The following is a 25,106-nucleotide window of genomic DNA, read 5'->3' as shown; positions in this document are numbered from 1 at the left end:
CCGGCATCGCCAAGTGGGGCGCTTTTCATTACCATGTCACCATTGACTGACTCTGGCACCCGGCCACTGCGCTCGCGTGCCTCCTTTTCGACCCACAGGAGTTCCTGTTTCCATGCAACCCAGTGACGTCAAGGCGCTGCTAGAGGCCCGTATCGAGGGCTGCGATTTCCACATTCAGGGTGAAGGCTGCAATTTCCAGGTCATCGCGGTGGGCGAGATGTTCGACGGCCTGTCTCCGGTGAAGCGCCAGCAGTTGATCTATGGCGCCTTGTCGGAAGAGATCGCCTCCGGTGCGGTTCATGCCGTCAGCATCAAGACCTACACCCCGGCGCAGTGGGCTAGCGCGCCGGAGAATGCGGCTTCACAGAACCAGGGTGCCTGACGGTCGAACCTCCATGGACAAGTTGATCATAACCGGCAATGGCCCCGTCAGCGGCGAGGTCTGGGCCAGCGGCGCCAAGAACGCCGCTCTGCCCATTCTCTGTGCCACCCTGCTCGGCGACGAGCCCGTCACCATCGGCAACCTGCCGCATCTACAGGACATCACGACGACGCTGGAGCTGCTCGGCCGCATGGGCGTCGAGCCGGTGATGGGCGAGAAGATGACCATCCAGCTGGACGGTTCCCAGGTGAAGGATTGTCATGCGCCCTATGAGCTGGTCAAGAAGATGCGCGCCTCCATTCTCGTGCTCGGGCCCTTGCTCGCCCACTTCGGCCATGCGGACGTCTCGCTGCCCGGCGGCTGCGCCATCGGTTCTCGCCCCGTGGACCTGCATATCCGCGGGCTTGAGGCCATGGGCGCGGAGATCCGAGTCGAGGGTGGCTACATTCGTGCCCGGGTCGACGGTCGCCTCAAGGGTGCCACCATCTACTTCGACACCGTGACGGTCACTGGCACCGAAAACCTGCTGATGGCTGCGACCCTGGCTGCCGGTACCACGATACTGGAGAATGCCGCCCGCGAGCCCGAGGTGGTCGATCTGGCCGAGTGCCTGATCAAGATGGGGGCGAATATTCGTGGCCACGGCACCGATACCATCGTGATCGAGGGTGTCGAGCGGCTTCACGGTGCCTACCATGAGGTCATGCCGGACCGTATCGAGACCGGTACCTTCCTGGTGGCGGCCGCGCTCAGTCGCGGCAAGGTGCGGGTGCGCAATACCCGTGCCGACATTCTCGAGGCAGTGCTGGCCAAGCTGGAGGAGGCCGGTGCCAAGATCACCCTGGGTGACGGTTGGATCGAGCTGGACATGGAGGGGCGTCGCCCGCGGCCGGTCAATATCCGTACCGCGCCGTATCCCGCCTTTCCGACCGATATGCAGGCCCAGTTCGTGGCGCTCAATGCGGTGGCGGACGGCAGTTCGCGGGTGGTCGAGACCATTTTCGAGAATCGCTTCATGCACGTGCAGGAACTGAACCGCATGGGTGCGAAGATCGTGCTTGAGGGCAATGCGGCGCTGATTACCGGCGTCGAACGGCTCTCGGGCGCGCCGGTCATGGCGACCGACCTGCGGGCCTCGGCCTCGCTGGTGATCGTGGCCATGATGGCTGAAGGGGAGACGCTGGTGGATCGCATCTATCATATCGATCGCGGCTATGAGTGCATCGAGGAGAAGCTGCAGCTACTGGGCGCGCGAATCCGCCGAATTCCCGGCTGAGCGGCTTCTTTGACATGCGCTTTTCCCGACCATAGGCGAGACCATGAGCAAGCAACTGATTCTGGCCCTATCCAAGGGCCGTATTCTCGACGAAACGCTGCCGCTGTTGGCCGATGCCGGCATCACCCCGGCAGAGGATCTGGGCAAGAGCCGCAAGCTGCTCTTCGACACCAACCTGGCGAACGTCAAGCTGGTAATCATACGCGCCACCGACGTGCCGACCTATGTCCAGCTGGGGGCCGCGGACCTGGGGGTTGCCGGCAAGGACGTGCTGCTCGAGCACGGTGCCGAGGGCTTGTACGAGCCACTGGACCTCGAGATCGCCCGGTGCAAGCTGATGACCGCTGGCATCGACGGCGCCGAGCCGGCTCGTGCGCGCCGCCGGGTGGCCACCAAGTTCGTCAACGTGGCGCGCCGGTATTATGCGGAGCAGGGCATCCAGGCGGAGGTGATCAAGCTCTACGGTGCCATGGAGCTGGCGCCGCTGATGAATCTGGCAGACGAGATCGTCGATATCGTCGATACCGGAAATACGCTGCGTGCCAATGGCATGTCGCCGCGGGAACTGATTGCACCGATCAGCACGCGTCTGGTGGTCAACAAGGCGGCCATGACCATGAAACATGCCCAGATCAAGCCGCTGATTGCGCGGCTCACCGATGCGGTAGGCAAGCGGCGTGCTACCGAAGACGCCCTCTCACCTTGAGCGCTTCGGCCGCCAGGCGAGTCAGCGTATTACGACTGCTTTCATCCTTGTAGAGGCGAATTCCATCATGAGCGAAACCCTTGTCGATACCGTTGAGATCGCCCGGCTCTCCACCGCCGACGGCGATTTCGAGACGCGTCTCGATGCGCTGCTCGCCTGGGAAGGCGTATCCGATGCCGAAATACAGGGCCGTGTCGATGACATCCTCGCCGGTGTGAGGGCGCGTGGCGATGCGGCACTGATCGAGTATTCCAATCGCTTCGACCGGCTAGCCGTGTCTAGCATGGCAGAGCTGACCCTCGGAGCGGAGCGGCTCGAGCAGGCCTTCATCGGCCTCCCCGAAGAGCAGCGTGCCGCCTTGTCGAAGGCGGCCGAGCGCGTTCGTGCCTATCACGAGCGCCAGAAGCCGGAGTCCTGGGCCTTCACCGAAGACGACGGTACCGTGCTGGGGCAGCAGGTCACGGCACTGGATCGTGCCGGTATCTATGTTCCCGGAGGCAAGGCGGCCTACCCCTCCTCGGTGCTGATGAATGCCATACCCGCTCATGTGGCCGGGGTGCGCGAGATCGTCATGGTGGTGCCCACGCCAGACGGCGTGCTCAACGAGCTGGTGCTGGCCGCGGCGCATCTGGCCGGGGTCGATCATGTCTTCACCATCGGCGGCGCCCAGGCCGTAGCCGCGCTCGCCTATGGCACCGAAACGGTACCCCGGGTCGACAAGATCGTGGGGCCCGGCAACATCTACGTCGCGACGGCCAAGCGAGCGGTATTCGGCCAGGTGGGGATCGACATGATCGCCGGTCCCTCCGAGATCCTGGTGGTTTCCGATGGTGGGACCGACCCCGATTGGCTGGCCATGGACCTCTTCTCCCAGGCGGAGCATGACGAGGACGCCCAGGCTCTGCTGGTCAGCTGGGACGCCAGCCACCTGAACGCCGTCGAGGCGTCCATCGAGCGGCTGCTACCGAGCCTGGAACGAGAGGAAATCGTGCGGCAGTCGCTGTCCCGTCGCGGCGCTCTGATTCACTGTCGTAACAGGGAAGAGGCGCTCCGCCTGATCAACCGGATCGCGCCGGAGCACCTGGAGCTTTCCATGGCCGACCCGGAGGCGCTGTTGCCGGAAGTGCGCCACGCGGGTGCCATCTTCATGGGGCGCTACACCGCCGAGGCGCTGGGAGACTACTGTGCCGGCCCCAATCACGTGCTGCCGACATCGGGAACGGCGCGTTTCTCATCGCCGCTTGGGGTCTACGATTTCCAGAAGCGCTCCTCGATCATCAACTGCTCTCGGGAGGGCGCGTCGGAGTTGGGTCGGGTGGCATCGATCCTCGCCCGGGGCGAGTCGTTGACCGCCCATGCCCGTTCGGCCGAATACCGGATCCAGAAGTAGCGTTTGCCGGACGTTTCCGGGGCGATAACACGAAAGACCCTGTCCAGCGATTCTGGGCAGGGTCTTTTTGCGAAAGCTCAGCGCACGTTCGTAGGTTCGTAGCGGCCTCGGCCGATAGACGGTGGCCGGGGCGCCTCTTAGCGTTCCGGCTGTCTTGGCTGCGGGGGCGGCCGCTCCCCGACTTCCAGTTCGATGCTCAGTTTCTCGCCGCTGCGCACGACCGTCAGCGGTAGCGTGGCGCCGGGCTGGATGGCGGCGATGTCGCTCATTGCCACGCGGGCGTCGAGGATCGGACGGTCATCGACTTCCAGCAGCACATCGCCTGGCCTGAGGCCTGCTCGGGCGGCGGGGCCTTCCGGCACCACCCCGGAGATCACCACCCCGCGAGGGGCCTGCAGACCGAAGGAGGCGGCCAGCTCCGGGGTGATCTCCTGCGCCTCGATGCCCAGCCAGCCGCGGATCACTCGCCCCTGGGTCACCAGGTCGTCGAGAATGCTGTGTGCCAGGCGGGTAGGTATGGCGAACCCCACCCCCTGGGAGCCGCCGGAGCGTGAGAAAATGGCGGTGTTGATGCCTACCAGGGCGCCGTCGGCATTGATCAGGGCGCCACCCGAGTTGCCGGGATTGATGGCGGCATCGGTCTGGATGAAGTCTTCATAGGCACTCAGGCCCAGGTGGGTGCGACCGGTGGCGCTGATGATGCCCATGGTCACGGTCTGGCCTACGCCGAAGGGGTTGCCGATGGCCATGGCGATGTCGCCGACCGCTACGTCCTCGGTGTCATAAAGGACGATCACCGGGAGGTCTTCCAGATCGATACGCAGCACGGCCAGGTCGCTTTCCGGGTCGGTGCCGATGACCTGCGCCAGGGTCTCACGGCCGTCGCGCAGGGCCACCTGGATTTCGTCGGCACCGTCGATCACGTGATGGTTGGTCAGCACATAGCCGTCTTCGCTGACGATGACGCCCGAGCCCAGGCTGGAAAGAAAACGCTGCTGGCTGGGGAGGTCGTCGCCGAAGAATTGACGGAAGAAGGGGTCTGACATCATCGGATGCTCTTCTAGAGCGACGACCCGTGACGAGTAGATATTGACCACCGCCGGGGCGGCCTTTTCCACCGCCTCCGAATAGCTGACGGGCCCCTGCATGCGGCTCAAGGGGGCGGCCTGGCGCACCTCGGGGGTGGCCCGCACTACCGGTTGCTGCAGCTCACTGGGCGCTTCCACCTCTGGCGTGGGGGCATGTGGCTTGGTTGGGGAAGGTCCCAGCAACTGCGGGAAGGTGTTGAGCAGTACGATGGCCAGCAGCACGCCAATGAGGACGGGCAGGGCATAGGCTAAGAGCGGACGACGCATGCGGTGCTTTCCTGATCGGCGAGGCGCGGTCGATGCCGCCCCGCGCAGTCGTTACAATTGAGTTATCGTAACATTCCAAGTGAACCGCTGTCCGGAGGGCCGAATGATTTCCCGCGATGACCTGGTAAGGACCTGCGACGCCCTGCTCGATGCGCCTCGCTTCAAGGATTACACGATCAATGGATTGCAGGTGGCAGGGCGTGATCGCATTGCCCGGGTCATGACAGGCGTTACCGCCTGCCAGGCGCTGCTTGACGAAGCAGTGGACTGGGGGGCCGATCTGGTGCTGGTGCATCACGGATATTTCTGGAAGAACGAACCGATTCCCATCACCGGCATGAAGCAGCGTCGTATACGGACGCTGCTGCTGAACGACATCAATCTACTTGCCTACCACCTGCCGCTGGATGCCCATGCCGAGTTGGGCAATAACGCCGAGTTGGCCAGGCGGTTGGATTTTCTGGTGGAGGGCTGCGTCGATGGCGAAATCGGTGAGGGGTTGATATGGATTGGCCGCCTTCCACAAGCCCGTGGGGCTGCCGAGCTGGCAAGCCACGTGGCTGGCTGCCTGGGGCGTGAGCCACTGTTGATCGAGGCGCCAGGCGTTGGAGCGATACGGCGTCTGGCCTGGTGTACGGGCGGGGCGCAGGACATGATTACCCAGGCTTGGGAGGCCGGCGCCGACGCCTTTGTCTCGGGTGAAATCTCCGAGCGGACTACCCACCTGGCGCGAGAGCTCGGTATCCACTACCTGGCCGCCGGGCATCACGCCACCGAGCGCTATGGTGTACAGGCACTGGGCGAGTGGCTGGTCCGGAAGTTCGGCATCGAGCACCGCTTCGTCGACATCGACAACCCGGCATAACGCCGGGCAGGGGGCCTACTTCCTGACCTGTCAGTAGCGTGGAGGCTGCGGGGAGTCGGGTTTGTCACTGTTACCCTTGAGCCCGAAATCCTCCGACAGGGTGCCGCCGGTGCCATCGGCGTAGTCCCGGGGCGTGGGGACCTCGTCGGTCTGAGGGCCGAGTACCTTCTGCTCGGCCGCATCGAGACGGCGGGTGGCCGGCGTTTCGCAGTTCAGGGTGCTGGCGTCTTCGGTTATCCGGTGTTCGAGAGTCCGGATTTCGCGCTGTATGTTGGTGACCATCATGCCAACCTGAGAGAAATGCTCACCCAGGCCTTCCTTGAGTTCGCTCAGTTCCCGCTCGCGTTCTGCCACCTGCTGTCGCTGCCGCTGCAAGCGATCCGCTGAGGCGCCGAACAGGTGATAGCCCAGGCCGCCGAGGCCCAGGCCGGCCAGCAGGCTGACGATGGCGACGAGCCAGTTGATGTTGCCGTATTCCACGTGGTTCTCCCCCTGATGCAGATACACGCTGAGCGCGTGGTGTCGCCATGACGCCGCACACGGTCGCCTGACGGCCCATTATAGGGGTGTGGGCGGCGGGCCGGTCAACGCAGTCACCGTGGGTGGGTGGCGATGGCCAATATTCTGCGCAATGATTTCAGGGTGCGTATAATGCCGAGCCTGCCAACTTTCGAGCCAAGTCAGCAAGGAATTGCCATGTGCGCGACTGCGACCCCTCTGGATTCTCGTTCGACTCCCGGTAATACGCCGCTGGGGCGTTACCGTGCCGACATCGAGCGTGAAGGTTTCCAGTACGATCCGGCCCAGGAGCAGGCCGTCATGCACCTGCAGCGTCTCTTCGATCAACTGGTCGCGACGCCGCGTGTCGAGCCAAGGGCAGTGACTACGGGGCGTGGTCTCAAGTCGAAGATGGCGGGCCTGTTCGGCAGGCGCGAGAAATCTGACGATGCGCCGACGCTACCAGCCATCCAGGGGCTCTATCTCTGGGGCGGGGTGGGGCGGGGCAAGACCTACCTGGTCGATACCTTCCACGAGTCGCTGCCGTTTCCCGACAAGATGCGCACTCACTTTCATCGCTTCATGCAGCGAGTGCACAATGAACTCGGGCACTACAAGGGCGAGAAGAACCCATTGTCTCTGATTGCCGGCAAGTTTGCCGCCGAGGCGCGGGTGATCTGTTTCGATGAATTCTTCGTCAAGGACATCACCGATGCGATGATCCTGGCCAACCTTATCGAGGCGCTGTTCGAGCGGGGCGTCGTGCTGGTGGCGACGTCGAATATCGTTCCCGACGAACTCTACAAGGATGGGCTGCAGCGGGCACGATTCCTGCCTGCCATCGACCTGCTCAAGCGACACTGTGAGGTGGTCAATGTCGATTCCGGCATCGACTATCGACTGCGGGCGCTCGAGCGTGCCGAGATCTTCCATGCCCCCCTCGACGCGGCGGCCGAAGCCGAGCTCGCACGCAGCTTCCGCGAGATTGCTGGCCACGAGGGGGAGCGTGACGTGGCCATTGAGGTCAACCATCGCGTGCTGCATGCACGCCGGCTCCATGACGACGTGGTTTGGTTCGATTTTCGCGAGCTGTGCGACGGGCCGCGTAGCCAGAACGACTATATCGAGCTGGCTCGGGAGTACCATACCGTGCTGGTGTCCAATGTGACTCGCATGGGGGCATCGACCGACGACCAGGCGCGTCGCTTCATCAACATGGTCGACGAGTTCTACGACCGCGGCGTCAAGTTGCTGCTCTCAGCCGAGGCGCCCGCCGAGGCCCTTTATGCCGATGGCCGACTCGAGTTCGAATTTCAGCGCACCCTGTCTCGGCTCCAGGAGATGCAGTCCCACGAGTACCTGGCGCTGCCGCATAAACCGTGACAGGCCCCTTATCATGGGCCGGCGAGTCGTGTAGAATGCCGCCTCGCTCGAACGTTGTCGTCGCTGTCGGTGGCGGCAACCAAGAAGAATAGGGATGATCCCCAGCCGGCAACCCGGCGGCAGGATCCAATACATCTATATTGTGGTGATTTCATCCATGAAGACGTTCACTGCTAAGCCGCAGTCCGTCCAGCGCGATTGGTACGTCGTCGACGCTGCGGACAAGACGCTCGGTCGTCTGGCCACCGAAATTGCTCGTCGCCTGCGCGGCAAGCACAAGCCGGAATTCACGCCTCACGTCGATACCGGCGACTACATCGTCGTGATCAACGCCGAGAAGGTGCATGTCACCGGCAACAAGGCGAAGGCCAAGACCTATTACCGTCACACCGGTTATCCGGGTGGCCTGCGCTCCATGAGCTTCGAGAAGATGATCGCTCATGCTCCCGAGCGTGTCATCGAGTCCGCTGTCAAGGGTATGCTGCCGAAGGGCCCCCTGGGACGTGCGATGTATTCCAAGCTCAAGGTCTACGCCGGCGCCGAGCATCCGCACGCCGCCCAGCAGCCGCAAGAACTGAACATCTGAGGGGGTCATTGCCATGACACAGCACTATTACGGTACCGGGCGCCGCAAGACATCCACCGCCCGTGTCTTTCTGAAGCCGGGAACCGGCAAGATTACCGTCAACAGCCACGAGCTGGACCAGTATTTCGGCCGAGTCACCGGTCGCATGGTGGTTCGCCAGCCGCTGGAATTGACCGACACCGTGGGTCAGTTCGACGTCTATGTCACCGTCAAGGGTGGCGGTGGCTCCTCTCAGGCCGGCGCTATTCGCCACGGTATTACCCGTGCCCTGATGGAGTACAACGAGGACTTCCGCCCTGCACTGCGTGCGGCCGGCTATGTCACTCGTGACGCGCGCCAGGTCGAGCGTAAGAAGGTCGGTTTGCGCAAGGCGCGTCGTCGCCCGCAGTTCTCCAAGCGCTGATCGCACTCCTTGCAGACAGAAAAACCCAGGCAAATGCCTGGGTTTTTTCTTTTGAAAAACAGAATTTTGCATTGGAAATTACACCTTGGTCAGGCGTGCTTTGTCTTGTGCCAAGCGGCAGGATTCCTTAAGATACGACGGATTTTATATCCGTGGTCGCGGGACACCACCCCCGTGCTGGATCAACGGGTAAGCTGATGGGAGAAACCATACAATGGCAGATAACGGCGTGAACAAAGGGCGGCGCCGTCTCCTCCTGGGTGCCACCACCGTAGTGGGTGCGGTGGGTGCAGTGGGAGTGGCGGTTCCCTTTGTGGCTTCCTGGCAGCCGAGTGCCAGGGCACGAGCGGCGGGGGCACCGGTAACCGCAGATGTCTCGAAGCTTGAAACGGGGCAGCGCATGACCGTCGAGTGGCGAGGCCGACCTGTCTGGATTGTCAGGCGTACCGACGACATGATCGAGCGTACCGAGAACTTCGATCCCGATCGTCTGGCCGACCCGGATTCCAACGAGCCGCAGCAGCCGCAATATGTCACGGGTCCACTGCGTTCGATCCGGCCCGATATCTCGGTGCTGATCGGGATCTGCACCCATCTTGGTTGCTCACCGCTCTACCGGCCCGAGCCTGATGACGTTGATATGGCCGCCTGGCCCGGGGGCTATTTCTGCCCTTGTCATGGTTCCTATTTCGATCTGGCGGGGCGCGTATTCCGCAACGTGCCGGCACCGACCAATCTCGAAGTGCCGCCGTATCGCTTTGAGAGCGATGACGTGATCGTCGTTGGCGAAGACGAGGAGAGTGCCTGATGGGTAATCCGAATAAGGTCAAGGCGGAAAGCGGCTTCATGCGCTGGGTGGATGATCGCTTTCCTGCCACGCAGATGTGGCAGGACCACCTGTCCAAGTACTATGCGCCGAGGAACTTCAATTTCTGGTACTTCTTCGGCTCATTGGCCATGTTGGTGCTGGTCAATCAGATACTGACCGGCATCTGGCTGACCATGAGCTACAACCCCTCGGCCGAAGGTGCCTTTGCCTCGGTCGAGTACATCATGCGTGATGTCGAGTGGGGCTGGCTTATTCGCTACCTGCACTCTACCGGTGCTACAGCCTTCTTCGTGGTCATTTATCTGCACATGTTCCGCGGCCTGCTCTATGGCTCCTACAAGGCGCCACGGGAGCTGGTATGGATATTCGGCATGGCCATCTACCTGGCGTTGATGGCAGAGGCCTTCATGGGCTACCTCCTGCCCTGGGGGCAAATGTCCTATTGGGGCGCGCAGGTGATCATCTCGCTATTCTCGGCGATACCGGTGATCGGGCCGGACCTGACCCAGTGGATTCGAGGCGATTTCCTGATCTCCGGCATCACACTCAACCGCTTCTTCGCCCTGCACGTGGTGGCGCTGCCCATTGTCATCCTGGCGCTGGTGGTGCTGCATATCATCGCCCTGCATGAGGTTGGCTCCAACAACCCCGACGGCATCGACATCAAGGCCAAGAAGGATGAAACCGGCAAGCCGCTGGATGGCATCCCGTTCCACCCCTACTACACGGTGAAGGACATCTTCGGGGTGGCGGTATTCCTGTTCGTCTTCATGGCAGTGGTGTTCTACTTCCCGGAGGGCGGTGGCTACTTCCTTGAAGCGCCCAATTTCCAGCCGGCCAACCCCATGGTGACGCCGGATCACATTGCGCCAGTGTGGTACTTCACGCCTTTCTACGCGATCCTGCGGGCTATCACCTTCAACCTCTTTGGCCTGGATGCCAAGTTCCTGGGGGTGGTCTTCATGGGCGGGGCCATTGCTGTGCTCTTCGTGCTGCCATGGCTGGACCGTAGCCCGGTGCGCTCCATGCGCTACAAGGGGTGGATGTCCAAGTCGATGCTGGTGATATTTGCCATCAGCTTCGTCATCCTCGGCATTCTCGGCGCACTGCCGGCGACTCCGCTGCGCACGGCGGTGGCTCAGCTGTGCACGGCACTGTACTTCGCCTTCTTCCTGCTCATGCCGTTCTATACGCGGATGGAGAAGACCAAACCCGTTCCGGAGAGGGTGACTGGCTAATGAAAAAGCAACTGTTCGCACTGCTCTTTGCGCTGCTGCCTTTCTCGGCCTTCGGTGCTGCCGCCGAGGACGTGCCCTACTCGATGACGCCGGACCTCAACGATCAGGCATCGTTGCAGAGGGGCATGCAGCTCTATACCAACTACTGCATGGGCTGTCATAGCCTGGAGCACCAGCGTTTCGCGCGGGCCGCCGAGGATTTCGGCATGCCCCAGGACCTGGTGGAAGAGCATCTGATCTTCTCGTCCGACCTGGCCTACAACGACCAGATGCACATTGCCATGAACCGCGATGATGCAGCCAACTGGTTTGGGGCCGCAGCGCCGGACTTGACCCTTCAGACGCGGGTGCGCAGCGCCGACTGGGTCTATTCCTACCTGCTCACCTTCTACCGCGACCCGAGTCGTCCTAACGGGGTGAACAATGAGGTCTTCGACATGGTGGCGATGCCCAACGTGCTCGAGCCGCTGCAGGGGGTCCAGGAGAAGGTCTGTGCCGAGACCGACCGCCCCGGCGAGGGTGCCGAACTCGATCCGCTGACCGGCAAATACCAGTCCTGCGACGTGCTTCAGGTCACTCGTCCCGGCTCCATGGAGCCGGACGAGTTCGAGGAAGCGGTCTATGACCTGACCAACTTCCTGGCCTACGTGGGCGAGCCTTCCAAGCTGCAGGCTCAGGTGCTCGGGCCGAAGGTGCTGCTCTTCATCTTCATCTTCGGCGTGCTCGCCTATCTGCTCAAACGCGAGTACTGGCGCGATATTCACTGACCCCTCGCGGGTCGGTCGTGAGAAGCAGGGGGCGTATGGCGGTTATGCCATACGCCCCCTGCGTCTTGTCTTCTGCCGGTTGCAACGCACACGCACGACGATGCATGTGCGTGTTATCATCCCGGTTCGAATTGATGCGAGGATTGTTTCATGGGTGTAGTGGCCAAGCGGTCGTCGATGATCTTCTATTCTGGAAGCGATGATCACTTCAGTCATCGCGTGCGCATCGTACTCGCCGAGAAGGGCGTGGCGGTGGATATTGTCGAAGTCAGTGGCGAGCAACGCCCTGAAGAACTCGCCGATCTCAACCCCTACAACAGTGTGCCCACGCTTCTCGATCGCGACCTGGTGCTGTACGAGTCCAAGGTGATGATGGAGTACCTGGATGAGCGCTTCCCGCATCCACCGCTGCTCCCCGTATACCCTGTGGCGCGGGCTCAGAGCCGACTCTGGATGCATCGTATCGAGCGTGAATGGTGCCCTCTGGTCGAGCAGATCGAGCAGGGACCGAAGAAGGAAGTCGAGAAGGCGCGCAAGGAGCTTCGCGAAAGCCTGGTAGGTATCTCGCCAATCTTCGAGGACGTGCCGTTCTTCATGAGCGAGGAGTTCTCGCTAGTCGACTGCTGTATCGCTCCGATTCTGTGGCGGCTGCCGGTGCTGGGCATCGAGTTGCCGGAGAAGCAGGTCCAGCCGCTGATTACCTATATGGAGCGGTTGTTCGAGCGTGATGCGTTCGTCTCTTCGCTGAGTGAGACTGAGCGCGAAATGCGCAACTGATTATAGCGCCGGGCTCTGTCCGGCGTCTTCAAACGGAGGAGGGCAGCAGAGATGCTATCGAGCCGTCCCTATCTTGCAAGAGGCCTCTACGAGTGGCTTCTGGACAACGAGCATACCCCCTACGTGGTCGTGGATGCCGAGCAGGCGGGTGTCGTGGTTCCGCGCCAGTTCGTCCAGAACGGACAGATCGTCCTCAATGTGGGCCCAACCGCGGTGCGCGACCTGCGCATCGAGAACGATGCCATCACCTTCAGTGCCCGGTTCGGCGGCCAGCCCATGCAGGTGGTGGTGCCCATGCCGGCGCTGATCGCCATCTATGCTCGTGAAAACGGCGTAGGCATGGTGTTCGGCCATGAGCCGGTGATTCCGCAGGGAGGGGGTGGCGATGGCGCAGAGGAAGCCGTCGAGCGCCCGGAGCTGACTGCCGTTGAAAGCGACGCTCATGAAGCGGATTCCTCGGATGATGAGCGCCAGGATGAGCCTAAGGGAAAAACCAAGTCCAAGGGTCGCCCATCGCTTCGGGTCATCAAGTAGGCGAGCTCATCGGCTCATGCGTCAGTGGCAATCCATTCGATGGACGCCTCGCTCAGTTGACGGTTGAGGTCGGAAGGGTGGGGTGAACGAGCCCAGCGAAAAACGGCAGGCCCATGGGCCTGCCGTTTTTATCTCCGTTGTTTTTTCCGCTGCTGGCGTCAATCGATATAGTCGAAGACCTTGACGATACGCTGCACGCCGCCGATACGCGAGATGGCGTTGACGATGCGATCTGCCTCGGCGCGGGTGACGATGCCCATGACATAGACACTGGCGTTCTCGGTGACGAAACGCAGTCGACTGGTGTCGATGGTCTCGTCGGTGGCCAGGCTGGTGCGAATGCGGGTGTTGATCCAGGTGTCCGACAGGCGCTGGCTTGCCGGAAGGTTGGCGGCGACGGTGAGCTCATTGTGAACGTCGCGCACGTTGCGTACGTCACGGGCGATCTCGGTTGCCATCTGCTTGAGTTCCTCGCTGGGTACCTGGCCGGTGAGCAGTACGATGGCATTGTAGCTGTCGACATTGATGCGGGCATCGCCCAGGCGGGCATCGTTGCGCCGCAGGTTATGGGCGATCTTGGTTTCGATGCTCTCGTCCTCGACCTGGGCGCCTAGGGTGCGCTTGCCATAGTTCTCGTCGATGGTGCCGGGGTTGGTGACACTGGTAACCGTGGTGCAGCCCGCCAGTGTCAGCACGAAGGCGGTCAGAAGAAGGGGGATCAGTCTCGAAAGGGCCATGTCGTTTACTCGCTGCTGCCGAAGAGTTGTTCATCGATAAGGTCGCAGAGGCAGTGAATCACCAGTAGGTGAACCTCCTGGATGCGTGCTGTAGAGGTGGCCGGGACGCGAATTTCGCAGTCGTCCTGGCCGAGCAGGGATGCCATGTCGCCGCCGTCACGGCCGGTCAGGGCGACGACCGTCATGTCGCGGTCATGCGCTGCCTGTATCGCTTGGATGACGTTGCCCGAGTTGCCGCTGGTGGAGATGGCAAGCAGGATGTCGCCGGGCTGACCCAGAGCGCGAATCTGCTTCGAGAATACCTCGTTGTAGCTGTAGTCGTTGGCGATGGACGTCAGCGTCGAGGTGTCGGTGGTCAGGGCCAGGGCGGGCAGGCTGGGGCGCTCCCGCTCGAAGCGGTTGAGCAGTTCGGAAGAGAAGTGCTGGCTGTCGCCGGCACTGCCGCCATTACCACAGGCCAGGATCTTGCCCTCATTGACCAGGCACTGGACCATCATCTGGCTGGCCACCTCGATGAAAGGCGGCAGTACCTCGCTGGCATAGGTCTTGGTGTCGATGCTGGCGTTGAAGTGGCCGAGTATGCGTTGCTGAAAATCCATTCTGTGAAATCCTGGTCCTGGGGGCTTTAGCAGGCCGGTCAGAACGCTTCGAAGGCGCCTTGCACCCATTCGAAGTCGAGAGCGGGCGGGATGCCGGTGACGGCCAGCGCATCAAAGCGGCACGGACATGATAGCCGGTTGCGTGCAAGATAAAAACGCGCTGCGCGTATCAGGCGACGCTGCTTGGTGGCGGTGATGGTTTCCAGTGGATGGCCATGTCGGCTATCAGCGCGGTGACGGACCTCGACGAAAACGAGTGTCTCGCCTTCGCGCATGATCAGATCGAGTTCTCCGCCTTTGACCTGATGGTTACTGGCGATCAGTGCCAGGCCTCGTGCAGTGAGCCAGTCGGCAGCGAGGCGCTCGATGCGAGCCCCCCTTGCCCGTGCATCAGTTCCGCTGGCCATTCGAGGACGGCTCGCGGTCAGGAAGTCCGTTTTCCAGCAGGTCGGTGTCGAGCAGGTCGATGGCCAGAATCGGCTGCGGCACGCCGCGCTGGAAACGTGCCCAGGGGAGCTGCCGCTCGATGCGTCCGTCGGCGGCGCGGGTCAGTCGACCCGTGGCGCCGTTAAGCTCACTCTCAGGTATCAGCTGGAACTGGGGCAGGCGGCGTGCAAGCTCGTAGGCGTCCACGCCCATGGCCATGAGACGGAATACGGAGGGGTCAGCGTCTGCATGCAACTGCTGATAGCTGCTGAGGTAGGGAAGGGCCTCAACCCCGCCGACGGCCGCATCGGGTATCTGCCAGGGAATGTCGATGAAGTTAACGTCATCCAGGTCATGATCCAGCAGCGGCTGGGGGCGCCCCTCGAAGAGGTGCGAAGTGGCATAGATCGGCAGGGTGGACGCGTTGTAATAGTCCAGGGTTGGGGGAACCTGGCGGGCGTAGCTGGGCAGCGCCAGCAGGAACAGCATGTCAGGCCGGCCACCGGAGAGGACGCGGCGCGTGCTCTCGGTGGCGGAGCCGCGGGGGTCGTAGGTGACGGCGTTGGTGATGATGCCGTCCCTGCTGCGCCACTCTTCCTCGAAGGCGCGGCCGACCCGTCGTCCCCACTCGTTGTCAGGTACCAGCATGGCGCTGCGACGATGGCCATCATCGCGTCCCCGCCTCGCCACCTGGCGTGCTTCGTCCTCGGCCGACAGGCCGTATTGGAAGAATCCCTCGGCACGATTGGTCTCGCCATGGCCGTAATTGAGGCCCAAGGTGGGCAGCGGTAGCCGGTCGCGGTTTTCGAGTTCCGTCACCAGGTCCTTGTCCAGCGGGCCGATGACGACCTGGGCGCCGCGGTTTCGCGCTTCCTCATAGAGTGCATCGATACTGCCGCGGCTGGTATCCAGGAACGACAGGCGAACGCCGCCGTTGCGTTCGGCGGCACTCTGGTGGTGGGCGCGTATGCCGTCCCGAATTGCTTCGGCGATACCGGCCAATGGGCCCGACTCCGGAAGGAAAACGGCGATATGACGGACTTCCTGGCCGCGCAGGTCGCGAAGGGCTAGCAGGTCTGAGGGAACGCTTCGGGCGGCGGGGTGTCGGGCATTTCGCTCGCGCCATTCATCGAGGCGTGTGAAGAGTTGCTCGATATCACCACCGCTTTCGCGCACCAGGTTGGCGAGCACCAGCCAGCCCAGGCCCAGGGCATCCATCTCGTCACGCATGCTGGCAAGCTCGGACCCCTCGAGGCGAGAGAGCGAGGCCCAGATGGGGTCGTTCAGTGCCTCGCTGTCCGTTTCGGCCTGTACGCCGATCAGGATCCTCGCGGCAGCGCGATGTTCGTCGACCTGGGCCAGGGCCCGGCCGTGCCGTTCGCGGAGTATCAAGGCGGCGTCTCGTGGTATCTCGATTTCGTCTAGTAGCTGCGCGGCCTGAATCACGGCCCAGGGTTTCCCCTCGGACTCGCCGAGTTCGGAGAGCAGCATCGCCCACTGCAGGCGATATTCGGTGGGTAGCCGCTGATCGTCGATCTCCATGGCCACTTCGAGTGCCTGGGTACGCTGACCCTGGCGTGCTAGGATGTCGGCCGCTTCGAGGCGGCTGAGCGCTGCCTGTTCGGGCTCCTGTTGCCGGGCCTGCTCGAGGAGATAGCCCGGGTCGTCGTCGGGAACACGATCGACGATGCCGGGAGGCGCACAGCCGGCCAGCAGTATGGCCAGAAGTGCAGTGGCCAGCAGGCCGCGGGGCATTTTCAGCATGATTCTTCCTTGTCCGGGGAGCTTGCCAGGGAGCCGACATGACTGATGTGAATCAGGGAACATTGTACGTGGTCGCCACGCCAATTGGGAATCTGGAAGACCTCTCGCCGCGTGCAGCCAGGGTGTTGAGCGAAGTGGCGGTGATTGCCGCCGAGGATACTCGCCATACAGCGCGGCTGATGCGCCACCTGGGGCTTGCCATGCCCATGCTCTCGCTCCATGAGCATAACGAGGCGGCGCGCGTCGCTCAACTCGACGAGCGGCTGGCCGGCGGCGAGGATATCGCCCTGGTCTCGGATGCCGGCACGCCGTTGATCAGCGATCCCGGTTTCGTGCTGGTGCGGGAGCTGCGCGCCCGGGGGCGGCGCATCGTACCGGTGCCAGGCGCCTGTGCCCTGGTGGCGGCGCTCTCGGCTGCTGGCTTGCCCACGGACCGTTTCCTCTTCCAGGGTTTTCTGCCGGCAAAGGGTGGGGCGCGCCGCTTGCGCCTGGAGGGGCTTGCCGCCCGCGAGGAGACGCTGGTGTTCTACGAGTCGCCGCACCGTATTCGCGATACCCTGGCGGATATCGCCGGTACGCTGGGTGGGCGACGAGTGGTATTGGCGCGGGAGCTGACCAAGGCCTTTGAGACCTTTCTGGACGGCAGTGCGGAGGCGCTCCTGGCGCGCATGGAGGAGGACCCGGACCAGGCTCGGGGGGAGTTCGTGATCATGATAGCCGGGGCTGAGCCGCGCGACGCGCCCGAAGCCGGCGATGTCGAGGCCGATGCCTTGCTGGATGCGATGCTGTCGGAGGATGTCGGTGTCAAGCAGGCGGCAGCCGTGGCCGCACGGCTGCTGGGTGGCCCGAAGAAGGTCTGGTATGGCCGGGCCCAGGCGCTCAAGGATGCGCGCTGACTTGCTCTGTCCCATCCAAGGCAACACGGAAAGACATTGAGAGGGCCCCGGCGCGCTGTTATTCTTGCGCTCGGAGTCGGCCAGACAGTCGCCGCCGTGCCGGCCCTCGCGGTCGGTCGGGGGAGGAAAGTCCGGGCTCCATAGGGCAGGGTGCCAGGTAACGCCTGGGCGGCGTAAGCCGACGGAAAGTGCAGCAGAGAGCAGACCGCCTACGTCTCCTTCGGGAGGCCGGTAAGGGTGAAAGGGTGCGGTAAGAGCGCACCGCGCGCCTGGTAACAGTGCGTGGCATGGTAAACCCCACCCGGAGCAAGACCAAATAGGAACCCAATGACGTGGCCCGCGTCGGGTTCGGGTAGGTTGCTCGAGGGCCGTGGTGACGCGGCCCCTAGATGAATGGCTGTCCTCGACAGAACCCGGCTTATCGGCCGACTCCCCCTGATTTCAATCTTCCGTTACCGGTCCTAGGGAAGCGCTGAATAAATTGGCGAGCGGGATGAAGCACAAGGCGCACGGAGCGCAGAAACCGGAGCCTATGGGGTAGTAGGTGAGGATTTCGAGCACCGCGCAACGCAGTGATTCGCACGCAGCAGACATTTATGCAGTGTTTCCCAGGCCGGTAGGTACACCCAGCGACCGACCATCCAGAGAAGCGCATGTCGTCAACCGCACCTGAATCGGCCCACCGCGGCTTTCGCCATGCCAGCGTATTGCTGGACGGCGCCGTGGAGGCGCTCGTTCACGACCCCCGCGGCGCCTACCTGGACGGCACCTTCGGCCGAGGTGGCCATTCCCGGGCCATTCTTGCCCGGCTGGCCCCCGAGGGGCGCCTGTTGGCCATCGATCGTGACCCCCACGCCATTGCCGAAGCGGCGGACATCGACGATGCCCGCTTCACCATCGAGCAGGGAGAATTTGCGCGACTGGGTGAGCTGGCCGAGCGCCATGGCCTGCACGGAAGGCTGGATGGCGTTCTGCTCGACGTCGGTGTCTCTTCGCCACAGCTGGATGATCCCGAACGTGGTTTCAGTTTCCTGCGCGACGGTCCGCTGGACATGCGCATGGATCCGACCCGTGGCGAGAGCGTGGCCGCCTGGCTGGCTCGTGCCGGTGAATCGGATATCGCCCATGTCTTCAAGACCTACGGCGAGGAGCGTTTTGCCAAGCGGTTGGCCAGGGCCGTGGTAACGCGTCGCGCCGAGCGTCCCTTCAGCCGGACGGCGGATCTGGCCGATGTGCTGAAGGTCGCTCATCCAGCCTGGGAGAAGGGCAAGCATCCAGCGACTCGAGCCTTTCAGGCGTTGCGTATCCACATCAACGGCGAACTGGAGCAGCTCGATGCGGCTCTCGAGGCTGCGCTGGAAGCCTTGGCCCCCGGTGGTCATCTTGTGGTAATCAGCTTTCACTCGCTGGAGGACCGTCGGGTCAAGCGATTCATTCGTGAGCACGTGCGTGGGGATACTGACTTGCCTCGCGGGGTTCCGATCCGTGATGATCAGCTCGCCAGGCGCCTGGCCCCGCTGGGCAAGGCCCAGCGCCCGACACCAGAGGAGGTCGATTCCAACCCCCGAGCCCGTAGTGCGGTCATGCGCGCCGCGCGCAAGCTGGTCTGAGGTACGGCATGAAGCAAGGACTGCAATCCTCACGCGCCAACCTGTCCCGCTGGGCGCCTGACAGCATGCCGAGTACTGGTCTTCTGGTCGTGGCGGGGCTGGTGGTGGCTTGCCTGATCACTGCCACTGTGGTGATCAACGTCAGCCACCTGACCCGCGAGCAATACGCCCGCCTGCAGGATCTCGAGCGTGAGCGCGACCAACTGCAGACCGAGTGGGGGCAGCTGCTGCTGGAAGAGAGCGCCTGGTCATCGCCGGCGCGAATCGAACGCCTGGCCATCGAGAGGCTGGAAATGCGCTTGCCCCATGTCAACGAAGTCGAGGTCATCCGACCATGAGCACGGAGACCCGTAACGGTGTGTCGCCACGCCGTCGTGCCCCTTCGGCCCCCATGGGCGGCGCGCGCTACAACTTGATTCTCTTTCTGGTTCTTGTCGGCATGTTGCTGTTGGCGGGGCGCATCGTGACGCTGCATGTCATCGATCGCTCGTTCCTGCAAGGGCAGGGAGACGCGAGGACGCTACGCACCGAATCCCTCACTGCCCACCGCGGCATGATCAGCGACCGTAACGGTGAGCCGCTGGCCATCTCCACGCCGGTGGTGACGCTATGGGCAAACCCCCAGGAAGTGCCCGAGGATCGTATCCAGCGGCTGATGCTGGCCCAGGCCCTGAACATGTCTCTGGACGATCTCGATGCGCGTCTGGAGCGCTTCAGCGAGCGTGAATTCATGTACCTGCGGCGGCAGCTGACGCCGGAGGCGGCACAGCGCGTTCTCGGCCTGCGCATGGCTGGAGTCTATGCCCAGCATGAGTACAAGCGCTACTACCCGGCTGGCGAGGTGACCGCTCAGCTGCTTGGCGTGACCAATGTCGACGACCTGGGCCAGGAGGGCGTGGAGCTTGCCTATCAGCCCTACCTGGCGGGTACGCCGGGGCAGCGGCGCGTGATCAAGGATCGTCGCGGCCGCCTGGTCCGCGACCTGGCCGTACTGCGCGAGGCGCAGCCGGGCGGCGAGCTGGTGCTCTCCATCGATCAGCGGCTTCAGTACATGGCCTATCGTGAACTCAAGGCCGCGGTGGCTGAGCATGAGGCCGATGGTGGCGTCGTGGTGATGATGGATGCCCGCACCGGCGAGGTGCTGGCCATGGCCAACCAGCCCTCCTATAACCCCAACAACCGCGCCGGTCTCGACCCTCGGGGGCTGCGCAACCAGGCCATCGTCGATGTCTTCGAGCCGGGTTCGGTGATGAAGCCGCTGGCCATGGCGGCGATCATGGAGAGCGGTCAGTTCGACCTGGATGTCGTGGTCGATACCTCGCCCGGCTGGATGATGCTGGACCGCTTCACCATTCGCGATATTCGCAACTATGGTCGGCTGGATCTTGCCGGGATTCTCGAGAAGTCCTCAAATATCGGCATGTCGAGGCTGGTGCTTGAGCTAGACGAACCCCTGGTGCCCGAACTCTATCGTCGCCTGGGCTTCGGCCAGAGCACCGAAACGGGCTTTCCTGGCGAGGCCGTTGGCCACATGCCGGCACCGGTACGCTGGTCGCGAAGCCAGTGGGCCGCTCTCTCCTACGGCTATGGCCTCTCGGTTTCTGCTCTGCAGCTGGCGAGTGCCTATACGGCACTCGCCAACGACGGGGTGCGTATGCCCCCCTCGCTGCTCAGGTTGCCGGAAGGCCCGCCCGGCACGCCGACCATCGATCCGACGATAGCCCATAACCTGTTGCGCATCATGGAGGAGTCCGTCCAGCCTGGAACGGGGGGGCGCCGGGCGGCGGTGCCGGGCTATCGGGTGGCCGGCAAGACAGGGACGGTGCGCAAGACCTCGGCCAGCGGCTACGAGCAGGATGCCTACCGCAGCCTGTTCGCCGGGGTTGCGCCGGTTTCCGACCCTCGCATTGTCACCATTGTGATGATCGATCACCCCCGTGCCGGTGACTACTTTGGCGGTGCCGTGGCGGCTCCGGTATTCTCTCGTGTCACCGGCGGTGCGCTGCGGCTGCTCGATGTGCCGCCAGATCAGCGCATACGATGACGCTATCCTGCTTTTCCTCGGAGGTGACCCCATGGAGGTGAGTGCTTCCCGTTTTCAGGCGGCGCTGAAGCGATGCTGGCCCGGCCTGGCAATCCCCGATATCACCTCGGAAGAATCGGTACGGCTGGTGCTCGACAGCCGCCGCCTGTCGCAGGGAGACATCTTCGTGGCCGTCCCGGGGGTCAGTGTCGATGGACGCGCCTTCCTTCCTGATGCCCTGGCCGCCGGGGCCGGACGGGTGCTCTACCATACCGAGCCAGGGGAGGCCCTGCCGGCCTCTGCCCAGGAGCAGCGAGTGCTGGCCTTGCCCTTTCTGCGCCAACGCCTGGGCGAACTGGGCCACGAGCTCTTCGCGGTCCCCGAGGGGCTCGAATTGATCGGCGTCACCGGCACCAATGGCAAGAGTTCGGTGACGCACTATTTGGCCGAGCTGAGTGCCGCCGTGGGGCGGGATGCGGGGGTCGTCGGGACCTTGGGCCATGGCCGCCCTGCCGCTCTGGCAGAGGCCGGGCTGACCACGCCTGGGCCGCTGGACCTGCAGGCGTCGCTGGGCAACATGGCCCGGGACGGCATTGGCCGCGTCGCCATGGAGGTGTCCTCCCATGCCCTGGAGCAGGGTCGGCTGGACGGCTGCCGGCTAAGGGCAGCGATCTTTACCAACCTGAGCCGTGACCATCTCGACTATCACGGCAGCATGGCGGCCTATGCCGCCGCCAAGGCACGGCTGTTCCGGCGCCCCGAGCTGTCGCTTGCCGTGGTCAATGCCGACGACCCCCTGGCACGCCTGATGCTGGCCGGCGTGGCGCCAGGGGTGCGGGTGCTGGCCGTGGGCGACGATGCCGCAGCGACGCTGCGGGTGCTCGACTGGAAGCCCTCCGAGCATGGTCAGCTGGCGTTGGTGGCCACGCCCGAGGGGGAAATGGCCCTGGAACTGCCGCTGATGGGCCGCTTCAACCTCGACAACGTGCTGTTGGCCATTGCCACGCTCTACGGTCTGGGAGACCCCCTGCCAGCGCTGTTCGAGGCAGCAACACGACTGGCGCCGGTGCCGGGGCGAATGCAGGCGGTGCGTCGGCCTTGCTGCCCCACGGTGATCGTCGACTACGCACACACGCCGGATGCCCTGGAAAATGCCCTGATTGCCCTGCGCCACCACCTCCCCGGCGAGGGGCAGCTCTGGTGCCTGTTCGGCTGTGGCGGTGATCGGGACGGCGGCAAGCGGCCAATGATGGCAAGGGCCGCCGAGCGCCATGCGGATCGGCTGGTGGTAACCGATGACAACCCCCGCAGCGAGGACCCTGCTGCCATTCGCGACCAGGTGCTGGAGGGCCTGTCGGCTGAAGCTCGCCGACAGGCCTGGGTCATCGCCGGGCGCGGCGAGGCCATCGATCGGACGCTGGCAGAGGCGGGCGCCGACGACCTGGTGTTGATCGCCGGCAAGGGCCACGAGACCTATCAGGAGATCGATGGCGTGCGCCAACCGTTCTGCGATACGCAACGGGCCGAGGCAGCACTGCTGCGGCGTGGGAGCGACAACGATGCCTAGGCCCGGACTGACGACACTGGCGGAGGTGGCCGAAGCGCTCGGGGTGGCCCTTCCCGGGGAAGATAGGCGGTTGGATGACATCGTGACCGATTCACGCAGGCCGGTCCCCGATGCCCTGTTCGTGGCGCTTCGCGGCGAGCGTTTCGACGCCCATGACTTCATCACCCAGGCGCGGGAAGCCGGGGCGGCAGCGGCGCTGGTCGAGGAGCCGATAGACGACCCGCTGCCGCAGCTGGTGGTGCCGGATACCCGCCTGGCCCTGGGGTTGCTGGGGCGGGCACGGCGCCGGGCCTGGGGTGGACCGCTGGTAGCAGTGACCGGCAACAGCGGCAAGACCAGCGTCAAGGAGATCCTCTCTCAGCTGCTGGGCGGCCCCGGCGAGACCCTGGCCACCCATGGCAACCTCAACAACGATATCGGTGCACCGCTCACCCTGATTGCGCTGAGTTCCAACCATCGGCAGGCGGTGGTGGAGCTCGGTGCGAATCATCTGGGCGAAATCGCCTGGACCACGATGCTCGCTCAGCCGCAGGTGGCGATCATCACCAACGTCACCGGCGCGCATGTGGGCGAGTTCGGCGGCATGGGACAGATCGCCCAGGCCAAGGCGGAGATTCTCGCCGGCCTGGGCGACGACGGCATCGCGGTGCTCAATCGCGACGATCGCTACTTCCCGCTCTGGTCGCGGCTTGCCACTCCGCGGCCGGTGATGGACTTCGGCTTTGGCCCGAAGGCGCGGGTGCATGCCGTCGAGCTGGCCTGTGACGCCATGGGGCGCTATGCTTTCACGCTTGTCGTGGACGGGCGTCGATGCGGACGGGTGCAACTGGCCCTGCTGGGACGTCATGGGGTGGCCAATGTGCTGGCGGCAATGGCGGGTGCCATCGCGTTGGGGCATGCCCCCGAACCACTGCTGGCCCGGCTGGAGGCCGTCGTACCCATGCCAGGCCGCCTGAGCCCGGAACCCGGTATCAACGGATGCCGGCTGCTCGACGATACATATAATGCCAACCCCGGCGCGGTGAAGGCGGCCCTGTCGCTGCTGGCCGAATTGCCGGGGCCGCGATGGTGCCTGCTGGGGGCCATGGGCGAACTGGGGGAGGCATCGGACCGACTGCATGCCGAAGTCGGCCGCTATGCGCGGGAACTGGGAATCGACGTGCTCGGCACCTGCGGCGAGCTGGCGCAGCCAGCCAGCAGCGCCTTCGGAGAGGGCGGGTGCCATTTCAACGACCGCGACGCGCTGACGCGCCACGTCCTGAATCAACTCCCCCCCGGGGCAAGCGTACTGATCAAGGGATCGCGCAGTGCCGGAATGGAGCGGGTCGTGGCCACACTACGCGCTGACGCATCAAGGTGAACGCAACACATGCTGCTTTTTCTGGCTAATATCCTGGCGCAATACCAGAGCGCCTTCAACGTCTTCAATTACCTTACCCTACGGATGATCCTGGGGACCATGACGGCCCTGCTGCTCTGTCTGTGGCTAGGTCCATGGATGATTCGCCGGCTGGTCGAGCGCCAGATTGGCCAGGCGGTGCGCGATGACGGCCCCCAGTCCCACCTGTCCAAGGCCGGCACGCCGACCATGGGTGGCGCCATGATCCTGATGGCCATCGCCGTCAGTACGCTGCTGTGGTCGGACCTGAGTGTGCACTACGTCTGGGTCGTGCTGGTGGTGACCCTGGGCTTCGGTGCCATTGGCTGGGTCGACGACTATCGCAAGGTGGTGGAGAAGAATCCCAGGGGGTTGCCGGCACGCTGGAAGTACCTGTGGCAGTCCGTGATTGGCCTGATCGCCGCCCTGGTGCTGTATTACACTGCGGGCAGTCCGGTGGAAACCAGCCTGATCGTGCCCCTGTTCAAGGACATCGTGATACCGCTGGGGGGCTTCTACATCGTATTGACCTACCTGGTGATCGTCGGTAGTTCCAATGCCGTCAACCTCACCGATGGCCTGGACGGGCTGGCGATCATGCCCACTGTGATGGTTGCCATGGGCCTGGCGGTATTCGCCTACGCCAGCGGCAACGCGGTATTCGCCAACTACCTGCAGATTCCCAATATCGTCGGGGCCGGCGAGCTGGCGGTCTTCTGCGCCACCATTTCGGGAGCCGGCCTGGGCTTCCTGTGGTTCAACACCTATCCGGCCCAGGTCTTCATGGGCGACGTCGGAGCGCTGGCCCTGGGGGCCGCGCTGGGGGTGGTGGCGGTCATCGTTCGCCAGGAGATCGTGCTCTTCATCATGGGCGGAATCTTCGTCATGGAGACGGTCTCGGTGATCCTTCAGGTAGGCTCGTACAAGCTGACGGGGCGCCGTATCTTCCGCATGGCGCCGCTGCACCATCACTTCGAACTCAAGGGATGGCCCGAGCCGCGTGTCATCGTGCGCTTCTGGATCATCACCGTGGTAATGGTGTTGATCGGCCTGGCTACCCTGAAGATACGCTGAGTCACCAGGTCTGGCCTATTCTGTGCAACGGACAGGAGTCGAG

Annotated in this window: 26 protein-coding genes and 1 other RNA gene; 21 read left to right on the top strand and 6 right to left on the bottom strand. The window is 63.6% G+C overall.

Annotation, left to right across the window (positions count from 1 at the left end):
* Positions 1–112 precede the first annotated feature (112 nt).
* From DU505_RS04295 to hisD, 4 genes are all read left to right on the top strand, one after another.
* Positions 113–382, top strand: a complete 270-nt coding sequence (locus DU505_RS04295; protein ID WP_114477755.1) for a BolA family protein — start codon at positions 113–115, stop codon at positions 380–382.
* 13 nt (positions 383–395) lie between these two features.
* On the top strand, positions 396–1,658 hold the full coding sequence (gene murA / locus DU505_RS04290) for a UDP-N-acetylglucosamine 1-carboxyvinyltransferase (RefSeq protein ID WP_114477754.1): 1,263 nt from the start codon (positions 396–398) through the stop codon (positions 1,656–1,658).
* Positions 1,659–1,701: 43 nt separating this feature from the next.
* Positions 1,702–2,364: an ATP phosphoribosyltransferase gene (hisG, locus tag DU505_RS04285; RefSeq protein ID WP_114477753.1), complete on the top strand. Its 663-nt coding sequence runs from the start codon at positions 1,702–1,704 to the stop codon at positions 2,362–2,364.
* Positions 2,365–2,431: 67 nt separating this feature from the next.
* Complete coding sequence (hisD, locus tag DU505_RS04280; RefSeq protein WP_114477752.1) at positions 2,432–3,754, top strand: histidinol dehydrogenase; 1,323 nt, start codon at positions 2,432–2,434, stop codon at positions 3,752–3,754.
* Between the two features lie 137 nt (positions 3,755–3,891).
* Here the strand turns inward: hisD and DU505_RS04275 are convergent, their stop codons facing one another.
* Entirely contained in the window at positions 3,892–5,109 is a 1,218-nt protein-coding gene (locus DU505_RS04275) for a Do family serine endopeptidase (RefSeq protein ID WP_114477751.1), read from the bottom strand.
* Between the two features lie 103 nt (positions 5,110–5,212).
* Here DU505_RS04275 and DU505_RS04270 point away from each other — a divergent pair, with 103 nt between their 5' ends.
* Complete coding sequence (locus DU505_RS04270) at positions 5,213–5,974, top strand: Nif3-like dinuclear metal center hexameric protein (RefSeq protein ID WP_114477750.1); 762 nt, start codon at positions 5,213–5,215, stop codon at positions 5,972–5,974.
* A 30-nt stretch (positions 5,975–6,004) separates the two neighbouring features.
* Here the strand turns inward: DU505_RS04270 and DU505_RS04265 are convergent, their stop codons facing one another.
* On the bottom strand, positions 6,005–6,454 hold the full coding sequence (locus DU505_RS04265; RefSeq protein ID WP_181872725.1) for a ZapG family protein: 450 nt from the start codon (positions 6,452–6,454) through the stop codon (positions 6,005–6,007).
* A gap of 216 nt (positions 6,455–6,670) precedes the next feature.
* Here DU505_RS04265 and zapE point away from each other — a divergent pair, with 216 nt between their 5' ends.
* The 8 genes from zapE to DU505_RS04225 all read left to right on the top strand — a co-directional run bounded on the left by zapE (position 6,671) and on the right by DU505_RS04225 (position 12,989).
* The gene (gene zapE, locus DU505_RS04260) at positions 6,671–7,855 is read left to right on the top strand and encodes a cell division protein ZapE (RefSeq protein ID WP_114477748.1); all 1,185 of its coding nucleotides are present in this window, start codon (positions 6,671–6,673) and stop codon (positions 7,853–7,855) included.
* A gap of 157 nt (positions 7,856–8,012) precedes the next feature.
* Positions 8,013–8,441, top strand: coding sequence for a 50S ribosomal protein L13 (gene rplM, locus DU505_RS04255; protein ID WP_043516860.1), 429 nt, complete (start codon positions 8,013–8,015; stop codon positions 8,439–8,441).
* Between the two features lie 13 nt (positions 8,442–8,454).
* Positions 8,455–8,844, top strand: a complete 390-nt coding sequence (gene rpsI, locus DU505_RS04250; protein ID WP_114477747.1) for a 30S ribosomal protein S9 — start codon at positions 8,455–8,457, stop codon at positions 8,842–8,844.
* A 214-nt stretch (positions 8,845–9,058) separates the two neighbouring features.
* Positions 9,059–9,652, top strand: a complete 594-nt coding sequence (petA, locus tag DU505_RS04245; protein WP_114477746.1) for a ubiquinol-cytochrome c reductase iron-sulfur subunit — start codon at positions 9,059–9,061, stop codon at positions 9,650–9,652.
* The gene (locus DU505_RS04240) at positions 9,652–10,911 is read left to right on the top strand and encodes a cytochrome b (RefSeq protein ID WP_114477745.1); all 1,260 of its coding nucleotides are present in this window, start codon (positions 9,652–9,654) and stop codon (positions 10,909–10,911) included. Before petA ends, DU505_RS04240 begins: the two co-directional genes overlap by 1 nt.
* Complete coding sequence (locus DU505_RS04235) at positions 10,911–11,678, top strand: cytochrome c1 (protein WP_114477744.1); 768 nt, start codon at positions 10,911–10,913, stop codon at positions 11,676–11,678. The genes DU505_RS04240 and DU505_RS04235 overlap by 1 nt, the downstream gene beginning before the upstream one ends.
* A gap of 150 nt (positions 11,679–11,828) precedes the next feature.
* A complete protein-coding gene (sspA, locus tag DU505_RS04230) occupies positions 11,829–12,455 on the top strand; it encodes a stringent starvation protein SspA (RefSeq protein WP_114477743.1) in 627 nt (208 codons plus the stop codon).
* Positions 12,456–12,506: 51 nt separating this feature from the next.
* On the top strand, positions 12,507–12,989 hold the full coding sequence (locus DU505_RS04225) for a ClpXP protease specificity-enhancing factor (protein ID WP_114477742.1): 483 nt from the start codon (positions 12,507–12,509) through the stop codon (positions 12,987–12,989).
* A gap of 158 nt (positions 12,990–13,147) precedes the next feature.
* On the opposite strand, the gene DU505_RS04220 is transcribed toward DU505_RS04225, so the two are convergent.
* Genes DU505_RS04220 through DU505_RS04205 form a run of 4 tightly spaced genes read right to left on the bottom strand, consistent with a single transcriptional unit; the run spans position 13,148 to position 16,515 of the window.
* Positions 13,148–13,726 (bottom strand): BON domain-containing protein, encoded by a 579-nt coding sequence (locus tag DU505_RS04220; protein WP_114477741.1) that lies wholly within the window; start codon positions 13,724–13,726, stop codon positions 13,148–13,150.
* A gap of 5 nt (positions 13,727–13,731) precedes the next feature.
* On the bottom strand, positions 13,732–14,325 hold the full coding sequence (locus tag DU505_RS04215; protein WP_043517869.1) for a phosphoheptose isomerase: 594 nt from the start codon (positions 14,323–14,325) through the stop codon (positions 13,732–13,734).
* 38 nt (positions 14,326–14,363) lie between these two features.
* Positions 14,364–14,732: a YraN family protein gene (locus tag DU505_RS04210; protein ID WP_114477740.1), complete on the bottom strand. Its 369-nt coding sequence runs from the start codon at positions 14,730–14,732 to the stop codon at positions 14,364–14,366.
* The gene (locus DU505_RS04205) at positions 14,716–16,515 is read right to left on the bottom strand and encodes a penicillin-binding protein activator (protein ID WP_114477739.1); all 1,800 of its coding nucleotides are present in this window, start codon (positions 16,513–16,515) and stop codon (positions 14,716–14,718) included. Before DU505_RS04205 ends, DU505_RS04210 begins: the two co-directional genes overlap by 17 nt.
* A gap of 38 nt (positions 16,516–16,553) precedes the next feature.
* Between DU505_RS04205 and rsmI the strand changes: the two genes are divergently transcribed.
* The 8 genes from rsmI to mraY all read left to right on the top strand — a co-directional run bounded on the left by rsmI (position 16,554) and on the right by mraY (position 25,063).
* The gene (gene rsmI, locus DU505_RS04200) at positions 16,554–17,411 is read left to right on the top strand and encodes a 16S rRNA (cytidine(1402)-2'-O)-methyltransferase (RefSeq protein ID WP_114477738.1); all 858 of its coding nucleotides are present in this window, start codon (positions 16,554–16,556) and stop codon (positions 17,409–17,411) included.
* Between the two features lie 72 nt (positions 17,412–17,483).
* Positions 17,484–17,848, top strand: an RNA gene (rnpB, locus tag DU505_RS04195) — RNase P RNA component class A.
* A 216-nt stretch (positions 17,849–18,064) separates the two neighbouring features.
* Positions 18,065–19,021, top strand: a complete 957-nt coding sequence (rsmH, locus tag DU505_RS04190) for a 16S rRNA (cytosine(1402)-N(4))-methyltransferase RsmH (RefSeq protein ID WP_114477737.1) — start codon at positions 18,065–18,067, stop codon at positions 19,019–19,021.
* Positions 19,022–19,029: 8 nt separating this feature from the next.
* Positions 19,030–19,359 (top strand): cell division protein FtsL, encoded by a 330-nt coding sequence (ftsL, locus tag DU505_RS04185; RefSeq protein WP_114477736.1) that lies wholly within the window; start codon positions 19,030–19,032, stop codon positions 19,357–19,359.
* Positions 19,356–21,065: a peptidoglycan D,D-transpeptidase FtsI family protein gene (locus DU505_RS04180; protein ID WP_114477735.1), complete on the top strand. Its 1,710-nt coding sequence runs from the start codon at positions 19,356–19,358 to the stop codon at positions 21,063–21,065. The genes ftsL and DU505_RS04180 overlap by 4 nt, the downstream gene beginning before the upstream one ends.
* A 31-nt stretch (positions 21,066–21,096) precedes the next feature.
* Positions 21,097–22,611 carry a UDP-N-acetylmuramoyl-L-alanyl-D-glutamate--2,6-diaminopimelate ligase gene (locus DU505_RS04175; protein WP_114477734.1) on the top strand — a complete coding sequence of 505 codons (1,515 nt, stop codon included), beginning with the start codon at positions 21,097–21,099 and terminating at the stop codon, positions 22,609–22,611.
* Complete coding sequence (locus tag DU505_RS04170) at positions 22,604–23,971, top strand: UDP-N-acetylmuramoyl-tripeptide--D-alanyl-D-alanine ligase (RefSeq protein ID WP_114477733.1); 1,368 nt, start codon at positions 22,604–22,606, stop codon at positions 23,969–23,971. The genes DU505_RS04175 and DU505_RS04170 overlap by 8 nt, the downstream gene beginning before the upstream one ends.
* 9 nt (positions 23,972–23,980) lie before the next feature.
* Positions 23,981–25,063, top strand: coding sequence for a phospho-N-acetylmuramoyl-pentapeptide-transferase (mraY, locus tag DU505_RS04165; protein ID WP_114477732.1), 1,083 nt, complete (start codon positions 23,981–23,983; stop codon positions 25,061–25,063).
* Positions 25,064–25,106: the final 43 nt, after the last annotated feature.

The sequence above is a fragment of the Billgrantia montanilacus genome (genome assembly GCF_003336675.1).
GTDB classification, from domain to species: Bacteria; Pseudomonadota; Gammaproteobacteria; order Pseudomonadales; family Halomonadaceae; genus Halomonas; species Halomonas montanilacus.
Note: the sequence above shows the minus strand (reverse complement) of the source record. Positions and strands in the feature narration are given on the sequence as shown.